The organism is Aeromonas sp. ASNIH8 (assembly GCF_002919855.1).
GTDB classification, from domain to species: Bacteria; Pseudomonadota; Gammaproteobacteria; order Enterobacterales; family Aeromonadaceae; genus Aeromonas; species Aeromonas caviae.
In genome coordinates this window covers 1-17,265 of record NZ_PQLN01000063.1, presented here as the reverse complement: position 1 = coordinate 17,265, position 17,265 = coordinate 1, and the positions used below count along the sequence as shown (strand labels likewise).

Annotated in this window: 15 protein-coding genes, 1 rRNA gene and 1 pseudogene; 9 read left to right on the top strand and 8 right to left on the bottom strand. The window is 61.2% G+C overall.

The features are described 5' to 3' along the window. Positions 1–54: 54 nt before the first annotated feature. From dapF to C3418_RS15880, 3 genes are all read right to left on the bottom strand, one after another. Positions 55–885: a diaminopimelate epimerase gene (gene dapF / locus C3418_RS15890; RefSeq protein ID WP_029313578.1), complete on the bottom strand. Its 831-nt coding sequence runs from the start codon at positions 883–885 to the stop codon at positions 55–57. 62 nt (positions 886–947) lie between these two features. Continuing rightward, positions 948–2,198, bottom strand: coding sequence for a diaminopimelate decarboxylase (gene lysA, locus C3418_RS15885; protein ID WP_039039806.1), 1,251 nt, complete (start codon positions 2,196–2,198; stop codon positions 948–950). A 20-nt stretch (positions 2,199–2,218) separates the two neighbouring features. Beyond that, on the bottom strand, positions 2,219–2,419 hold the full coding sequence (locus tag C3418_RS15880; protein WP_010672699.1) for a lipoprotein: 201 nt from the start codon (positions 2,417–2,419) through the stop codon (positions 2,219–2,221). A gap of 73 nt (positions 2,420–2,492) precedes the next feature. Here C3418_RS15880 and cyaY point away from each other — a divergent pair, with 73 nt between their 5' ends. Together cyaY and C3418_RS15870 are read left to right on the top strand one after the other, a co-directional pair. Next, positions 2,493–2,807, top strand: coding sequence for an iron donor protein CyaY (gene cyaY / locus C3418_RS15875; protein ID WP_010672698.1), 315 nt, complete (start codon positions 2,493–2,495; stop codon positions 2,805–2,807). After that, complete coding sequence (locus C3418_RS15870; RefSeq protein ID WP_103858869.1) at positions 2,804–3,457, top strand: alpha/beta hydrolase; 654 nt, start codon at positions 2,804–2,806, stop codon at positions 3,455–3,457. The genes cyaY and C3418_RS15870 overlap by 4 nt, the downstream gene beginning before the upstream one ends. 187 nt (positions 3,458–3,644) lie before the next feature. Here C3418_RS15870 and C3418_RS15865 read toward each other — a convergent pair whose 3' ends face one another. Then, positions 3,645–6,164: a class I adenylate cyclase gene (locus C3418_RS15865; RefSeq protein ID WP_042879398.1), complete on the bottom strand. Its 2,520-nt coding sequence runs from the start codon at positions 6,162–6,164 to the stop codon at positions 3,645–3,647. A gap of 322 nt (positions 6,165–6,486) precedes the next feature. Between C3418_RS15865 and hemC the strand changes: the two genes are divergently transcribed. From hemC to C3418_RS24760, 6 genes and pseudogenes are all read left to right on the top strand, one after another. After that, a complete protein-coding gene (hemC, locus tag C3418_RS15860) occupies positions 6,487–7,416 on the top strand; it encodes a hydroxymethylbilane synthase (RefSeq protein WP_146054118.1) in 930 nt (309 codons plus the stop codon). 46 nt (positions 7,417–7,462) lie between these two features. After that, entirely contained in the window at positions 7,463–8,197 is a 735-nt protein-coding gene (locus C3418_RS15855; RefSeq protein WP_103858867.1) for a uroporphyrinogen-III synthase, read from the top strand. After that, positions 8,194–9,267 (top strand): uroporphyrinogen-III C-methyltransferase, encoded by a 1,074-nt coding sequence (locus C3418_RS15850; protein WP_103858866.1) that lies wholly within the window; start codon positions 8,194–8,196, stop codon positions 9,265–9,267. Before C3418_RS15855 ends, C3418_RS15850 begins: the two co-directional genes overlap by 4 nt. A gap of 10 nt (positions 9,268–9,277) precedes the next feature. After that, positions 9,278–10,441, top strand: coding sequence for a heme biosynthesis HemY N-terminal domain-containing protein (locus C3418_RS15845; RefSeq protein ID WP_010672692.1), 1,164 nt, complete (start codon positions 9,278–9,280; stop codon positions 10,439–10,441). 58 nt (positions 10,442–10,499) lie between these two features. Then, the gene (locus C3418_RS24765) at positions 10,500–10,634 is read left to right on the top strand and encodes a hypothetical protein (RefSeq protein WP_010672691.1); all 135 of its coding nucleotides are present in this window, start codon (positions 10,500–10,502) and stop codon (positions 10,632–10,634) included. Further along, positions 10,616–11,010 (top strand): annotated as a pseudogene (locus C3418_RS24760) (integrase core domain-containing protein); the annotation flags it as partial. The gene C3418_RS24765 and the pseudogene C3418_RS24760, both read left to right, overlap by 19 nt. Before the next feature lie 75 nt (positions 11,011–11,085). Here the strand turns inward: C3418_RS24760 and pmbA are convergent. Beyond that, entirely contained in the window at positions 11,086–12,429 is a 1,344-nt protein-coding gene (gene pmbA / locus C3418_RS15840) for a metalloprotease PmbA (RefSeq protein WP_010672690.1), read from the bottom strand. Between the two features lie 114 nt (positions 12,430–12,543). Between pmbA and yjgA the strand changes: the two genes are divergently transcribed. Beyond that, a complete protein-coding gene (gene yjgA / locus C3418_RS15835; protein ID WP_010672689.1) occupies positions 12,544–13,068 on the top strand; it encodes a ribosome biogenesis factor YjgA in 525 nt (174 codons plus the stop codon). 86 nt (positions 13,069–13,154) lie between these two features. Here the strand turns inward: yjgA and C3418_RS15830 are convergent, their stop codons facing one another. From C3418_RS15830 to rrf, 3 genes are all read right to left on the bottom strand, one after another. Further along, complete coding sequence (locus tag C3418_RS15830; protein ID WP_103858865.1) at positions 13,155–16,238, bottom strand: transglycosylase domain-containing protein; 3,084 nt, start codon at positions 16,236–16,238, stop codon at positions 13,155–13,157. Between the two features lie 213 nt (positions 16,239–16,451). Continuing rightward, entirely contained in the window at positions 16,452–16,769 is a 318-nt protein-coding gene (gene tmaR, locus C3418_RS15825; protein ID WP_010672687.1) for a PTS system regulator TmaR, read from the bottom strand. 376 nt (positions 16,770–17,145) lie between these two features. After that, a 5S ribosomal RNA gene (rrf, locus tag C3418_RS15820) occupies positions 17,146–17,260 on the bottom strand. Between the last annotated feature and the right edge of the window lie 5 nt (positions 17,261–17,265).

The following is a 17,265-nucleotide window of genomic DNA, read 5'->3' as shown; positions in this document are numbered from 1 at the left end:
GGGCCAAGGGCCCCGATATGATCCGTTGATGGAGCGGGATCACCCGCTCCTTGTCTACAACTCTATCTGGCCGTCAAAGACGTGCTCGGCCGGCCCCGTCATGTAGACGGGCTGACCCGGTCCCTTCCAGGCGATGGTCAGCTTGCCACCCGGCAGGGTGACGGTGACCCGCTCCTTGAGCTTGCCCTGGCTGATGCCTATCACCACGGCCGCACAGGCCCCGGTCCCGCAGGCCAGGGTCTCGCCCACCCCGCGCTCGAAGACCCGCAGCTTGATCTCGCTGGCGTTGACCATCTCCATGAAGCCGACGTTGACCCGCTCGGGGAAGCGCTCGTGGCGCTCCATGATGGGTCCCAGGGTCTCCACCGGCGCATCGGCCACCGAGGGCACCTCGATGACGCAGTGAGGGTTGCCCATGGAGACGGCACCGCACATCACGGTGTGATCCTGGGCCCGCAGCAGATACGTCTTCTCCGCCTTCTGGGCACGGAACGGGATCTTGCCCGGCTCGAACTGGGGCACCCCCATGTTGACCGTGACCTGGTTCTCCCCTTCCAGCTGCAGGGTGATGCGGCCCCGGGCGGTGCTGACCGCGATGCGATCCCGGTTGACCAGCCCCTTGAGACGCACGAAACGGGCGAAGCAACGGGCCCCGTTGCCGCACTGTTCCACCTCGCTGCCGTCGGCATTGAAGATGCGGTAGTGGAAGTCGAGCTCGGGGTCATAGGGCGGCTCCACCAGCAACAGCTGGTCGAAGCCGATACCGAAGTGACGATCCGCCAGCTTCTTGATGATGTCGTTGCTGAAGAACACCTTCTGGGTGACGCCATCCACCACCATGAAGTCGTTACCGAGGCCGTGCATTTTGGAAAACTCAATCAACATCGCGCGTTCCTGTCTCACCGTTAATCACGCTCTCACATGGAGGAACGCTGAAAATCCATCCATCACGGCAGCAGGTGCTCGCCACGCCAGAGATCCGCCAACTGCTCCCGCTCACGGATGAGGTGCGCCTGGTCACCGTCCACCAGCACCTCGGCCGCACGGGGTCGGGTGTTGTAGTTGGAGGACATGGTAAAGCCGTAGGCGCCAGCGGAACGCACCGCCAGCAGGGAGCCCTCGGCAATCGCCAGGGTACGCTCCTTGCCGAGGAAGTCACCGGTCTCGCACACCGGGCCCACCACGTCATAGAGTGCCTTCTCGTGGGTCGCGCGGCTGTCCACCTCGATGATGTTCATCCAGGCGCCGTAAAGGGAGGGGCGCAGCAGATCGTTCATGCCGGCGTCGATCAGGGCGAAGTTGCGGGTCTCGCCGGGTTTGAGGAACTCGACCCGGGTCAGCAGCACACCGGCGTTGGCGACGATGGCGCGGCCCGGTTCGAACAAGAGGGTCAGATCCCGGCCCGCCAGCTTCTGCTTGAGCGCCTCGGCATACTCGGTGGGGTGCGGCGGCTGCTCGGCGCCGTAGTTGACCCCCAGGCCGCCGCCCACGTCCAGGTGATGGATGTGGATGCCTTCCGCCGCCAGCTCGTCGATGAGCTTGAGCAGCTTGTCAGCCGCCTCCATAAAGGGATTCAATTCAGTGAGTTGCGAGCCGATGTGGCAATCCACCCCCTTGATCTCGATATGGGCCATGGCCGCTGCCTTGCGGTAGATGGCGGGCGCCTGTTCGATGGGGATGCCGAACTTGTTCTGCTTGAGGCCGGTGGAGATATAGGGGTGCGTGCCTGCGTCGATGTCCGGGTTGACCCGCACCGAGACCCGCGCCTTCTTGCCCATGCTGCCTGCGACCCGGTTCAGGCGCTCCAGCTCGGCTTCGGACTCCAGGTTGAAGCAGAGGATCTCTTTTTCCAGCGCAAGGCGCATCTCGGCTTCACTCTTGGCGACGCCGGAGAAGACCACCTTGGCCGGATCACCGCCCGCCGCCAGCACCCGGGACAGCTCGCCGCCGGAGACGATGTCAAAGCCCGAACCAAGGCGTGCCAGCAGATTGAGCAGGGCCAGGTTGGAGTTGGCCTTGACCGCGTAGCAGATCAGGTGGGGAATGTCGCCCGCCGCCTGGTCGAAGGCATGCCAGTGGCGTTCCAGGGTGGCGCGGGAGTAGACATAGAGCGGAGTGCCGTACTGGTCGGCAAGCTGTTGCAGGGGAAGCTGTTCGGCCTGAAGCTGACCGTCTGCGTCGTAGTTAAAGTGATCCAAGGGGGCGGTTCCTTCCTAGATTATTGCGGCGCGGCCTCTGAGGCCGGTGTAGCGGTCGCAGGCGAGGCGGCTTGCGGTGTACTCTCTGTCTTGGGCTGTGTCTGCTCTGCAGGTGCGGGCTGTTCGGCCGGTGGCATGTAGAGCGGCCCCGTCAGGCCACAGGCGGCCAACCCGAGCGACAGCGACGCGGCAAACAGGCACTTGGTGAACTGGGTAATCATAATGGTTCGCTGCGAAAAAATTTTTGGCCCTCTATAATCGCACTCACATTGTTAAAAGCAACAGGATAAACCGATGAAGGATCACGAGTATCACGCCCTGACCGACGCCTTTTTCCAGTATGTGGAAGACACCATCGACGAGGGGTATCCGGATATCGACTGCGAACGCGCAGGCGGGGTGCTGACCTTGAGCTTCGAGAACAAGACCAAGGTCATCATCAACAAGCAGGAGCCCCTGCACCAGATCTGGGTCGCTACCCGGGAGAACGGCTTCCACTTCGAGCTGCGCGGTGACAGCTGGATCGACAACCGCTTCGGCGACGAGCTCAAGGCCCTGCTGACCCGGGCCTGCACCACCCAGGCCGGCGAGCCCGTGGTCTTCTCATGACGGATCTGCATCCCGAAGGTGCCCGCCATGCGGTGATCTGGCTGCACGGGCTGGGGGACTCCGGCGCCGGCCTCGCCCCCCTGGTGGAGGCGCTGGACCTGCCCGCCGACCTGCCCGTCCGCCATCTGCTGCCGGATGCGCCCGAGCGCCCCATCACCATCAACATGGGCTACCGGATGCGCGGCTGGTACGACATCAAGAGCTTCGAGGATCCGGCGGATCGCGCCGTGGAGTCCCATGTCAGGGAGTCAGCGGCCCGTATCGCCGCGCTGATTGAACAGTTGGTGGCCGAGGGTTTCGCCCCCGAGCGCATCGTGCTGGCCGGCTTCTCCCAGGGGGGCGTCATCGCCTCCTTCACCGCCCTGCGCCATCCGGTGCCACTGGCAGGCCTGCTCTGCATGTCCACCTACCTGGCGGTACCCGATGCCCTGCCCGGCGAGATGAGCGAGGCGGCCCGCGCCCTGCCCATCTGCTACATGCACGGCATCTATGACGACGTGGTGAACCTCTCCATGGGCTGGGACGCCAAGAACCGGCTGGAAGCGGCGGGACTCAGCCCCGAGTGGCACGAATACCCCATGCGCCACGAGATCTGCCGCCCCCAGCTGGGCGACATTCGCAGCTGGTTGCTGGCCCGCCTCGGCGCCTGATTGTCGGATAACGGGTAAGACAACGGCCTGCATCAGCAGGCCGTTTGCTTTCATCCCTGACGGCGATGCTCGACGGCATCCCCCACTGGCCGCTGCCCCCTCCACACCAGATTCCCGTACCACGGATAGGACAACGGCCTGCATCATGCAGGCCGTTTGCCATCTTGCCGGTGCGGTTATCAGCACATCATCCTACTTCCCGCGCCGCTCCTGGGGTGTCCCGCTGCGGGCTCTGGCTGCGGTAGGGGATCACATCGAGTTTGTCACCCACCTGCACGATTTCGTAGTACTGGGGCAGGTTGAAGTTGCTGAACTGACCCGCATTGCTGAATCGCTCGTGACCCGAGGTGTAGAACCGATTCACCCCCTGTACCAGTTCGTCCTTGTTGCCGGCGAAGTGCTGGTAGATCTCCACCCGGTTTGCCTCGTCCAGGATATAGATGTTGGTGCCTGCATCCCGGGTATCGAAGAAGAACTGCACCAGCCCTTCGCTGGCGTAGGCGTCGACGATGCCGGGCAGGTGCTGGCTGTGAGTCTTGTCGAGGCGCAGCGGCAGGTGATCCAGCTTGTTGTGGGAGATGTGGCGGTAGAAGTCGATGGCGTTTTCCAGCTTCTTGACCGACACCCCGCGCCGCTCGAAGAAGATGCCGTACTTCTCCTTACCGAGCGCCAGCGTCTTGACCAGCTGCTGCTTGTCCCGGGCCAGGCGCAACTCGATGCATTCAGCCACAAGCTGCTGGAAGCGGGTGCGCACCAGGGAGCGGAAGTGCTGGCTGTAGCAGAACACCTCGATCATCTCGGGGGCCGCGGCGTCCTGGTGCATCTTGCCGAGGATGGTGGTGAGGGCGTCCACCACGGCTTCCTCTCCCTCGAAGTGCAGGGTGCGGATCTCGCTCCAGGAGTTGCGATAGACGAGATCCACGGATCCCACCAGACACTCCTGGTTGCGACCGAACGAGAAGACATCGGCGGCGTTGGCATCGAACTCGATCACCTGCCCCACCCAGTGGCTGGACGGGTCCGTCTCCAGGTTCAGGAAGATGGAGAGCTGGCGGATCTCGCACGGCCGGCTCAGGGCCAGGTTGGTCGCGCGGGGATACTTGACCGGGAAGGTGCCGGAGAGATCGCGACAGAACTGATGCAGGTTGTCGATGTGCAGATCCGAGCCCTGGTTGAACAGGTGCACCCGGGACTGGGGCGTCAGCAGGCCGTTGAAATAGGCCCAGGCCACCAGCTTGCTGATGTAACCGTTATATTCGAGCGGCGCCCGGCCAATGATGTCGGCGGGTTCGAGGGAATGCTTGTAGAGATACCAGCCGGCGCGATTCAGGCGGCCGTGGGGTACCTGTACCAGGCTGAGATCCGGCTCGCCGAGATCCGGCGCAATCTTGAGGTTGATGCGCTGCACCTTGCCCGGCAGGCTCTCGAATGCGGCATAGAGTTTGCGCGACAGGATGCCGATGTCTTCCGGGTTGATGGACTCGCTGATGTTGTTGCGCCGGGCGAACTGGATGAGGTTGCGGTAGCTCTGCATCAGGGCTTCCAGCAACTCGGCGTAGGCCACCTTGACATCCTCCACCTTCCACTCCTGGCGGTGATCAAGGTGGTAAAGGCGCTCCGGACTCCAGCCCCAGTAGGCTACCAGCTGGGCCATCTGCTCCCGGCGCCAGTCCGGGGAGTGATCTTCCTTGGGATGGCTCAGCCCGTCGCACACCTTCAGATAGAAGCAGCGACGCACCAGATCGAGGCGCTGCATGTCGCCGATGGACTTGAGGTAGTTGGTCACCTTGTCCAGCATCAGGCAGTAGTTGTCGAGGCGGTAGTGCATCCCCTCGTTGTGCTGGAACCAGTCGCGACTGGTCACCGACAGCAGCCGGGTGTTGGGATACTCGTGGGAGTAGGCCTCCATCAGCACCGACTTGAGCACCGCCTTGTAGGGGGAGTCGATTCCCTTGTAGAGCTGCCACAGGGCGGAGCCGAAATACTCCTCGGCAGGAATGCGATCAAACCCCCCCAGATCGAGCCAGTCATCCTGGCTCAACTTGCCGTGGGCAAACAGGCCGTTGACGTAGTCGTCGTAGTGATCGTCATATTCGGCAGGCACCAGATACCAGAGCAGCCGCTTGCCGGCGATGTGCATGGCGCTGCGGTAGAACTCGTCGAGCAGCAGCAGGTGCTGGGCGCTGCCGCAGCTCTCCCCCTGCATCTGGGCATCGTTGCGCTGACGGAACTTGTCTTCGGGGATCAGGAAGAAGTTGAGATCGACCCCCCGCTGCTCGGCCCACATGGAGAGGTGCTGGCACTTCTGTTCCAGCAGGGCGAGGCGCTCGCTCGACAGACCGGCCACGTGGCAGACCCAGATGTCGAGATCCGAGTGGCAGCACTGACCGATGGAGGAGGTGCTCCCCATGGAGTAGAGGCCCTGGATGGACTTGTCGTGGGTACTGAGACCGCCCTGGCAGTTGGCGTTCTGGCAGAGATCCTGGATGAAGGCCTGCTGGGCCTCGTTGGCGACAAAACTCCAGATACCATGAGGCACATCCCCTGCCACATAACCGGGCAACAGGGGGTGATTGAAGTGCAGCATGACAGGCAGCAAGTGGAAAACCTGCTGCCCGTAGCGACTCATGAGATCCAGCGCTCGTTGCGTCTTGAGACGATTGAGTTCGTCGTAGCGCGCCACCAGCGTGTCGAGTTTAACCAGCAATGCCCTACCTATGGGGAAGAGAAATGACGCACCAAAACGGGGAGACGTCAAAAAAGTGTGATCATGTTAACAATGCAAACAGCAGTGGTAAACAAGCCCGCACACAATCACCGGATTATTTCTGACCCCGTTCGTAACGGTATCAGCGGAAAGCAATAAAATTTCTTACTTTCAATAACTTAAAATCAATTATTGGCTGAATGAAAATAATTTTCAGCCCCCGTTTTTGAGCTTGGCCCCGCTTTTGCGGGCTGCGCCATGAAAGCCCCTGCAAAGGGTGGTAAGATCGTTTTCCTCTCAAAAGATGAAACAACTGATTGATATGGCAGCCCGAACCCTGAAAATTGCCACTCGAAAGAGCCCACTGGCCCTGTGGCAGGCCAATTTTGTGAAAGATCGGCTGGAGGCACTCCATCCGGATCTGCAGGTCGAACTGGTGCCCATGAGCACCCAGGGTGACAAGATCCTCGACACCCCCCTCGCCAAGGTCGGCGGTAAGGGGTTGTTCGTCAAGGAGCTGGAGACTGCCATGCTGGAAGGGCGTGCCGACATCGCTGTTCACTCCATGAAAGACGTACCTGTGGAGTTCCCCGACGGACTCGGCCTGCACACCATCTGTGAACGCGAAGACCCGCGTGATGCCTTTGTTTCCAACCATTTCAACCAGATAGGCGAGCTGCCTCAAGGGGCCGTGGTCGGCACCTCCAGCCTGCGCCGTCAGTGCCAGCTGCGCGCTGCCCGCCCTGATCTCGTGATCCGCGACCTGCGGGGCAACGTCAACACCCGCCTCGCCAAGCTGGATGCCGGTGAATATGACGCCATCATCCTGGCCGCCGCCGGCCTGAAACGACTGGAGATGGCCCATCGCATCGCCGCCTTCATCGAGCCCGAGCAGAGCCTGCCCGCCAACGGCCAGGGGGCGGTCGGCATCGAATGCCGCCTCGACGATCACGAGCTGCACGCCCTGCTGGCGCCGCTCGAACACCCCGAGACCCGCATCCGGGTGCTGACCGAGCGCGCCATGAACCGCGCCCTGCAAGGGGGCTGTCAGGTGCCTATCGGGGCCTATGCCCTGGTACAGGGAGAAGAGGTATGGCTGCGCGGCCTGGTGGGCAGCCCGGATGGCAGCCGCGTCATCCGCGACGAGATCCGCGGCCCCCTGGCAGAGGGCGAGGCACTGGGCCACACCCTGGCCCAGCGCCTGCTGGCCGCCGGTGCCGACGTCATCCTGGCCGAGGTCTACCGGGCATGAGTGCAGCACAGCCAGGTTCGCGGTCATCTGCCCGGAGCGCCCCCTGATGGTCCCCCTGGTGGTGCGCCCGGCCGCCCAGGCCAACCCGCTGGTGCAGATGCTGCGCCAGCTGGGTCACGCACCGCTCTGCTGTCCGTTGCTGGAAACCCGGCCGGGATGCGACCTCCCTCACCTGGGTGACATGCTGCAAGAGGCGGACCTCGTTATCGCAGTCAGCATGCATGCCGTTCATTTTGCACATCATTTTCTGTTGCAAACTGGTCAGACCTGGCCACATATTGATTACTTTGCCGTCGGCCAGGCGAGTGCGGATGCCTTTGCCGAGGCGGGCATCCAGGCCCTGTGCCCGGCCGATCCCCGCAGCGAGGGGCTGCTGGCCCTGCCGGCGCTGCAAGGGGTGAGTGGCCGCCGGGTGCTGATCCTGCGCGGCAACGACGGGCGGGATCTCATCGCCCGGACGCTGGCCTCACGGGGCGCACTGGTGCACTATTGTGCCACCTATGAGCGCCACTACCCCGATCTTGACGGGGACGCATTAACCCGCCACTGGCAGGCAGCCGGGCTCGACAGCCTGCTCATTACCAGTGGCGAACTGTTGCAGCGGTTGCTGGCCCTGGTGCCCGGCCCGCAGCACCCCTGGCTTTATGACCGCCTGCTGGTGGTGCCCAGTCCCCGGGTGGCCGAGATGGCAGAAGGGGCTGGTTTTACCCGTATCGTGATTGCCCAAGGTGCATCCAACCAGGCTCTGGTGGCCGCCCTGGAACTGAGGAAGATGGAATGACTGAACAGCAAGAAGTCCAGCCGAGTGCCGCGGCCACCGTGGCCGACAACAACAAGCCCGCGCCCGGAACGACAGGGAGCAAGAAGGGCAGCTCTGGCACCGTGCTTGGCGGCATCGCCATCCTGCTGGCCCTGGGGCTGGCCGGTGGTCTCTATGTGCACGGACACCAGAACGCCGTTGCCCAGCAGGCCGAACTGGTAGCCCTCAAGCAGCAACTGGCCGACGCCATGACCAGAATTGATCAGAGCAGCAAGGATGCCGAACAGATCGGTGCCCTCGGCAAGAGCCAGCAGCAGTTGCAGGAGGCGCTGGACGCCTTGCAGACCAAGGTGCTGGATCTGGACGACAAGCGCCCCAATGACTGGATGCTGGCCGAATCCGAATACCTGGTGCGCATGGCGGGCCGCAAGCTGTGGCTCGAACACGACATCGTCTCCGCCATCACATTGCTCGGCAACGCCGACGAGCGCATCAAGGCGCTCAACGACCCCAGCCTGATGCCCATTCGCAAGGCGCTGGCGGAAGACATCGCCAAGCTCAAGGGGATGCCGCGGGTCGATCGCGAAGGGTTGACCCTGAAGCTGGCCGCCCTCTCGGACCAGATCGAGCTGCTGCCCCTCTCCACTGTCAGCATGCCGGAAGCCAAGAGCGAGCCCGACCAGACCGTCAGCACCAACCCGGACGAGTGGCAGAGCAATCTGAAGAAGAACTGGGTCAAGTTCACCGAAAACTTCATCACCATCCGTCGCCGCGATGGCGCCGTGGAAGCCCTGCTCTCCCCGCAGCAGGAGATCTTCCTGCGGGAAAACCTCAAGACCAAGCTGCTGCAGGCCCAGCTCGCCGTCTATCGTGAACAGCAGTCCCTCTATGTCGACAGCCTGGAGAAAGCCCAGCGCTGGCTGACCCAGTATTTCGATGCCGACAACAGCGCCACCCAGTACATGCAGTCCGAGCTCGACAAGCTCAAAGGCGAGCAGATCCAGTTTGACTACCCGGATCAGTTCAAGACCCAGACCATGCTGGAACAGGTGCTGACCGAACGCCTGCAACGCATCCTGGCCGGCAACTGAGGAGGAGACCATGATTCGTCTGATCGTCATAGTCGCCGTGATGGTGGCGGGCCTCATCTTCGGTCCCGAAGCCTCCGGCAACAAGGGCTATGTGCTCATCTCGCTGGGCAACTACACGGTGGAATCCTCGGTCACCAGCGCGGTGATCCTGGCGGTGCTGTTCTACGGCGCCCTGCTCATCGTGGAATGGGTGCTGGCCCGCCTGTTCGGCCTGCGCCGCAAGACCCAGGGCTGGTTCGGTTCCCGCCGCCGCCGCAAGGCCAACCTGCAAACCGTCAATGCCACCCTGGCCATGGCAGAGGGGCACTACAACCAGGCCGAGAAGCTTCTCATCAAGGGCGCAGACAACAGCGACACCCCGCTGCTCAACTACCTGAGCGCCGCCCGGGTGGCCCAGGCCCGGGGCGATGACGTGCGCCGGGATCACTACCTGCAGAAAGCCCAGGAAGAGAACCCCAAGGCAGAGCTGGCACTGACCCTGATCCAGACCCAGTTGCAGATTGAGCAGGGCCAGTACGACAGCGCCCTCGGTCGCCTCGAGTCCATCTATGCCCTCAACCCGCGCCACCCCATGGTGCTGGATCAGCTGCGTCAGGTGTACCTGGCCCGTGAAGACTGGGCGGCCCTCATCGATCTCGCCCCTGCCCTGCGCAAGGTGGGCAAGCTGACCGCTCAGCAGGAAGAGACCCTGCTGCACCAGGCGTGGTGCGGTCGTCTGGAGGCCGCCAGCGGCTCCCTCGACACCCTGCGCACGGTCTGGCAGGGTCTGCCCCGCAAACAGCGCCAGGATCCCGTGCTGCTGGCCAGTTACGGGGATCGCCTGCGCCGATTGGGGGCCGATGCCGAAGCCGCCGACCTCTGGCTGGAGGCCCTGCGCAAGGATCCCTCCCCCGAGCTGTTCGCCCGCCTGCCCAAGCTCAAACTGGACGACTACCAGCCCATGCTGACCCTGCTCAGAAAGATCCAGGATCAGCCTGGCGCCGAAGCGGCGCTGGCCCGGGTCTGCCTGCTGGCCGGTCAGCTGGACGAAGCCCAGCGCCTGCTGGAGCAGGAAGTGGCGAAGGCGCCGGATGCCGCCCTCTACCACGCCCTCGGCCAGGTGATGGACAAGCGCCGCCTGACCAACAAGGCCAACGAGTACTACCGCCAGGCATTGCAGCTGGCCGACGTCTGATCGGCGCATCTGCCTGAATATGGTTTGCATCTTCTCCTCCGAATAGATGGAGATCTCGATGGGACAGGGCGTAAACGAACACAACACAATTACTCTGATTTTTAAACTGGCCCTGGTCGAGCAGATTGAAGAAGGCAAGCTCACCTATAAACAGACGCAGACGCGTTATGACACTCAGGGCCGCTCTACCTGAGCTAGGTGACGGACACCTGCTCACGCAAAATAGTGGCAACTAAGAGATGAATGCCGAGTCGATGGTGATCGAGAAAACACTGAAGCAACAACGTGACCACGGAGAGCTTATTCATCATTCGGACCACCAGGTGCAGTATTGTTCGGGGTTGTATCAGTCATTGCATGAACAACACGGGGTCAAATGCTTGATGACAGATACTCATAACTGTCACCAAAATGCACTGAGATCTTGAAAAGAGAGTCACTGCTGCAAAGCCTGCAGAGGCTGGCGCAGGCGGGGAAAAGTGCGAAAGGCAGTGGATACTTATAACCTGGAGCAACCGCATCAGGCATTGAAATACAGAACCCCTGATGTGACGCATCGGGGGTTCTGAGTGCTAAAAGCTAGCTGAAAATGTGTAGACCTATCTCAGGACTAGACACCATATTCCAGATCGGACGGAGGGGGATCAGTGCCCCGCCAGTTTCATCTGCTCGACCAGTACGGAGCCGGTCTTGAGGCTGGAACGCTCATCCTCATCACTGCCCACCGCCACGATATGGCTGAACATGTCGGCTAGATTGCCTGCAATGGTGATCTCCTCCACAGGATAGAGGATCTCGCCATTTTCAACCCAGAAACCGGCTGCGCCGCGGGAGTAATCACCATTGACGATGTTGACCCCCTGCCCCATCAGCTCGGTCACCAGCAGGCCGGTACCCATCTCCTTGAGCATGCCCTGGAAGTCCTGGCCGGTATTGGAAACCTGCCAGTTATGGATACCCCCGGCATGGCCCGTGGTGGTCAGGCCCAGTTTGCGGGCGGAGTAGGAGGTGAGCAGCCAGCTCATCAGCTCGCCGTTGCGGATGATGTCCATGTCGCGGGTGCGAACCCCTTCCCCGTCGAACGGGGTGCTGGCAAGTCCTCCCGGCAAGTGGGGGAACTCCTGGATGGTGAGCCACTCGGGCAGGATCTGCTTGCCCAGTTTGTCCAGCAGGAAGCTCGACTTGCGATAGAGGTTGCCCCCGCTGATGGCCATCACCAGATGGCCCCACAGACCGGCAGCGGTATCGGGGTGGAACAGCACAGGGGCATGGCGGGTGCTGATCTTGCGAGCCCCCAGGCGGGAAACAGTGCGCTCCACCGCCTCGTCAGCGATGCGCTGGGGGCTCCACAGCCCGTCCAGGGAGCGGCTGGAGGAGTAGCCGTAGTCGCGCTGCATGTCGCCATCCTGCTCGCCGATCAGTACGCAGCTCAGGGAGTTGCGCGATGCAGCATAGCCTTTGACGAAGCCGTGGCTGTTGCCATAAACCTTGACGCCCAGGTGGCTGGAGAAACTGGCTCCGTCAGAGTGCTTGATGCGGGCATCCCGCCCCAGGGCCAGCCGCTCGCACTCGATGGCCAGCGCGATGCCACGCTGGGGATCCAGCTCGATTTGGTGGCACAGTTGCAGGTCCGGGGCATCCCAGGCCAGCAGATCCGCATCCGCAAGACCGGCGCAGTCATCGGGAGAGGTGTGGCGGGCGATCTCCATGGCCGCTTCCACGGCGGCGCGAATGGCCGGCTTGGTCAGATCCGTGGTGGAGGAGGAACCCTTGCAACCGTCGCGATAGACGGCGATGCCGAGTGCGCCATCCTTGTTGAATTCGATGCTTTCCAGCTCGCAGCCCCGGGTGTTCACCGAGAGGCCGGTCTGTTTGCTGATGGAGACTTCGGCAAGCCCGGCGCCCAGCCCTTTCGCTATCTCAAGGGCCTCGGCGACCACGGCCTCGAGATGGGATTGATCCTGGCGGATTTGATCTTGCTGGTCCATAACTCACATCTGTATGAAGGGAAGGAAAGGGGCTAAGCATATCAGACCCCTGCGCCCAGCGGGAGAAGCTGGTAACATATCCGCCAAACGTGAATGACAGGAATACAGAGACCGATGAGTCAATATCAAGACGACAACGAGTGGGAAGACTGGGGCCCCAGCAAGAGCCAACTCAAGCGTGATGCCGAGGCATTGCAGAAGATGGGGGAAGAGATCGTCTCCCTGAGTCACAGCGAGCTGGAGAAGATCCCCCTGGATGAAGAGCTTGCCGAAGCGGTCGAGCTGGGCCGCAAGCTCAAGCCGAAGAAGGATGAGTCCTTCCGCCGCCATCTCCAGTTCATCGGCCGTCTGATGCGTAGCCGCGATGTCGCCCCCATCGAAGAGGCCCTCTCCATCATCAAGATGCGTCACTCCACCGTGAACGCCCGCCTGCACCGCCTCGAACAGTGGCGTGAGCGGCTGATCACCGAAGGCGACAGCGCCCTTAACGAGCTGATGTCCCAGTTCCACGAGCTGGATCGCCAGAAGCTGCGCCAGTTGATCCGCACCGCCAACAAGGAGCGGGAGCTGAACAAGCCGCCGGTAGCCTATCGCGAGATGTACCAGTACCTGCGCGGTGAAATTGAAGATCTGTTGTAAGTGATGACTCACGTCCACCTCATGGCGGCGTGCAGTACACAATCAAACGGGGCCGAAATGGCCCCGTTTTTTCATGCGATGTCCGCTCAGCTGCCCGCCATGCACTGGGTGTGAGTAGCGGGTTGCAGATAGGGTACCAGCAGGGGGGCCATCCCCTTGAGCACCTGTACAGGCAGCGCCGACGTGAAGCGGAACTTGTCGGACTGGCTGCCGGGTACATAGGCCGTCAGCGTGCCGAAGTGATCATCCCCGATGTAGAAGACGAAGGTCGCAGTCCGGTTGCGAGCCAGTGAACTGGTCACATTGCCGTAGCGACCCACCGTCTCGATCCGGTTGTCCCCGGTCCCCGTCTTGCCCCCCAGGGCCAGGACAGTACCATCCTGCAAGGCGAAGGCCCCGGCGATGCGCCGCGCCGTCCCCCCTTCCACCACCTTGGAGAGTGCATTGCGCAAGGCGTTGGCCACCTCGGCAGGCATCACCCGTTCCCCCTGGGTGTTCGCCGGCTCAAAGACGGTGGCGAAGGGGGTCCCCTTGGCAAAGGAGAGGTGCTCGATGCGCAGGGTCGGTGCACGAATGCCGCCGTTCTGGATGATCCCCATCAGCTCGGCCAACGCAGCAGGACGATCGCCCGAGCTGCCCAGTGCGGTCGCCAGGGACGGAACCAGGTGATCGAACGGGTAGCCCAGGCGAGCCCAGCGCTGATGGATGTCGAGGAAGGCCTCAACCTCCAGCATGGTGCGGATCCGGCTATCCCGGGCACTGCGATGACGGGTCTTGAACAGCCAGCTGTAGACCTCCTGACGCTCGTCACGGCTGGCGGTTACCGCATCGGTAAAGGTGGCCTTGTCAAACTCCTTGAGATAGGCAAGCAACCACAGCTCAAGTGGATGCACCCGTGCGATATAACCTTGATCCGGCAGAGAATATTTGCCGGGGCCGTAATTGGTATAGAGCTGCTCTATGCGCTTCTCGGTCAATTTCTCCCGCGGCAGGCGCTTGGCCAGGAAAGCGGCAAAGTCGGCCTGGGAGGCTTCCGGCATCAGATAGCGATGCACCGCGGCGAGACGCACCGCGCTGGGTTTGAGACCATCGAGGAAGGTATCGAGCTGCTCTTCTGCACTCTTGCCGCGATATTTGCGCCAGAACCTCAGCAGATAGGTCTGCCCCTCCTTGTCGGCAAACTTGGCGAGATACTCGGTACGGCGCGGATCCCTGTCATCTTTCAACAACTGGGCTCGATTTCCCTCCTTGTAGAGGCTGTAGCGGACGATGTCCCGCATCAAGCGCACGAAGGGCAGGTTGATGGATTCCCGCAGCGCATCGCGAATGGGCGGGATGCGACCGTTGTCTTCCTTGCGGAAGTTGTTGAAGGTGTGCATGCCACCGCCGGTAAAGAAGCCTTCATAGGGACTCGCGGAATACTTGCGGTCCAGTGCGGCCTCCAGCATCACCGGCAGGCTTCTGTCCTTGGCACTCATCAGATAGGCGATGGCCCAGCGGCTGATGTTGTCCTGATCGGACACTTCGATCTTTCGCAGGCTCTCCACCGGCATGTTGCCGTAGCTGTCATGCAACTCGGTGACAATCTCGAGATAGGTCGTCAGCACCCGCAACTTGGCGGTGGATCCCAGTTCAAGCTTGCTGCCCTCATTGATGTCGAACGGCTGGTCCGTGTTGTCGGTCTGCACCCTCACCTTGACCCCTTCCGGCGTCTTCTCGAACAGGGTAAAGCTGTACTTCACATCACCCGTCTTCTCCGGCGAGAGCAGGCGCTCACCAAACAGGCCCACCTGGGCTGCGAATGCAGGGTCTGCCAGTTGCTGCAGATACCGTGACACCTCGTTCTGCAGCGGCATGTTGAGGGTGGTGTTGGCCGTCAGATCCATGCGATCCAGGTCATAAAGCTGCACCCCGAGCTGACGACTGAGACGAGTGCGAGCCACCTGCAGCCCCTTGTTGTTGTTGACTCGAGTGATGGCAGGTGCCTGCAGGAAATCGCGGAAGACCAGCTTGGCCTTGAGAGCCGACTCCATCAGGGGGGGCGTGATCATTCCCTCCTGCACGAAGAGTCGCAGATAGCTGTCTGTCAGGGTAGACAGTGCTTCTCTACCCTGCGCCAGGTAATAGGAAGGACGGCGGTGGGCGATCATCAGGGAGACAACCTGGCGCAAGGCAAGGCCCTGCTCGGCCAGGGTAGAATCCTGGTTGCGAGCGGGATCCAGCAGTCGATTCACCTCATCGACATTGGCGCCAAACCAGACCCAGAGGCCATCACCGAGACCGTGCACCTCGCCATAACCGGGCGCCGCAGAGAGCGGGACCGAGTTGAGGTAGGCCCAGGCAACCAGCTTGCGGGCCTCCAGGGTCTCGGGCCCCAGCCGATAGGCACGAACGCTGGCCGAGACCATCTGGCGGATCTTCTCGGTCGGCGAAACGGTCAGTCCATCGGGAGAATGACGATACTTTTCCACCTGGGTCGCCAGGGTGCTGCCGCCTGCGGATTGATCCTGCATATCCAGCGCCTTGCCCACCTGAGACAGCGCCGCCTTGGCAAAGCGCGGCCAGTCTACGGCCGGGTTGGCCAGCGGTTCCTTGTTGCTCAGGAGTTCACGGTTCTCGATAAACAGCAGAGACTGGATGACCAGGGGCGGTATGGCATTGAAATCCGGATAGTAATGAGTCGGATACTTGTACTGGTAGAAAGGCTCGGCACGGCAGTCATAGAGTGTCAATCCTGCCTGGACCTTCTCGGTATAAGGCACGAAGAAACCGTGGCTGGCGTAGTTGTAGAGCGCATCGGAAAAACGGACCTGTTCGCTCACCTGGTAGCCACGCTGAACGAGACGTTCCTGGATCATGGGCATCAGCACATAACCGAGTCGCTTGTCGAACGGGCCGTCGTCGGGGAAGGCAATTTGCTTGCTGGGGCCGGGTTCGATTTGATAGGTCAGGGTGGCCGCATAGCGGGAGATCTCCTGTGACTGCAGTCGGGAGGTCTTCATTTCATAACCCACCAGGGCGATCACGGCAGCCAGGCAAAGCAAGAAGATAAAACAGAACAACCAGCGCCACCAGGGTCGGCGTTTACGCTGCTGTTGCCCGTCCGCATTAGGTACGGATGAATCCTGAGATGCCACTTTATTTGAATCCGTCTGTTTTGATGCGCCCATATCAGCCCCACCATGGTTGCGCAATTTATTGTCTTTCAATCAAGCTTAGTCGTTTCAAGTCAAGGGCTTGAAATCTATTGACCGCTTTGCAGCGATGTTAACAGGGCGATTGTGAAAATGGGAGCCGATTGTTGCAACGCGGCAAGAGATCCGAGCTGCGGCATGAAAATGAAACACCGGCCAGAGGCCGGTGTTGACGAGAGCGGGGCGGTATTATTTGCTGGTGCTCATACTCTTCAGCTTGGTACTCAGCTCCTTGCGCTCCTTGGAAAGCTCGGCATTTTTAATGATGTGGTCATCTACGCGCTCTTCATAATCGGTCCGCATGTTGGCGATGATGGCCTGAACCTCGTCAATGCTCATGCCGGGCTTGATATAGTCACTCAGGTTGTCGAGCAACAGTACCCGCTTCTGGTTGTCACGGATCTTTTTCTCGTTGTCTGCGATTTCACGCTTGAGCTTGTTCTGACGACGGGACATACGCACATATTCCAGCACATCGTTGAAGGTTGACTTGTTTACTTGTTCCATATCGGTACCACTGAGTGAAGGTGAATAAAAACAGGCGGAGAGTCCCATACCAGAAAAAAAACCGAAACCATGGCACGGGCAAACCCGGAATGCCCCTTACTCTACCGAGTTATGATTCAGATACAACCCCAATCGCAGCGCGGGCGGCGGGTTTAGACAGAACGGCTCCGACTGGGTTATTACGCTAAAAATGATGAAAACGGAGAGAGCCAACATGTGGGTTCAATGCGGCCAGAGCAGCCGCAACTTTTTCCGGTACAGGCAGGCAACAAGTGAACGACGAACAGCACCATAGTGCCCGCTTGCCTTCCAGTGAGTGCTGAATTTCAGGCAATAAAAAACCCCGCTCGAGTGAGCGGGGTTTCTTGTATTGGGTGCCTGGCAGTGTCCTACTCTCGCATGGCGAATGCCACACTACCATCGGCGCTACAGCGTTTCACTTCTGAGTTCGGCATGGGGTCAGGTGGTTCCACTGCGCTATTGCCGCCAGGCAAAA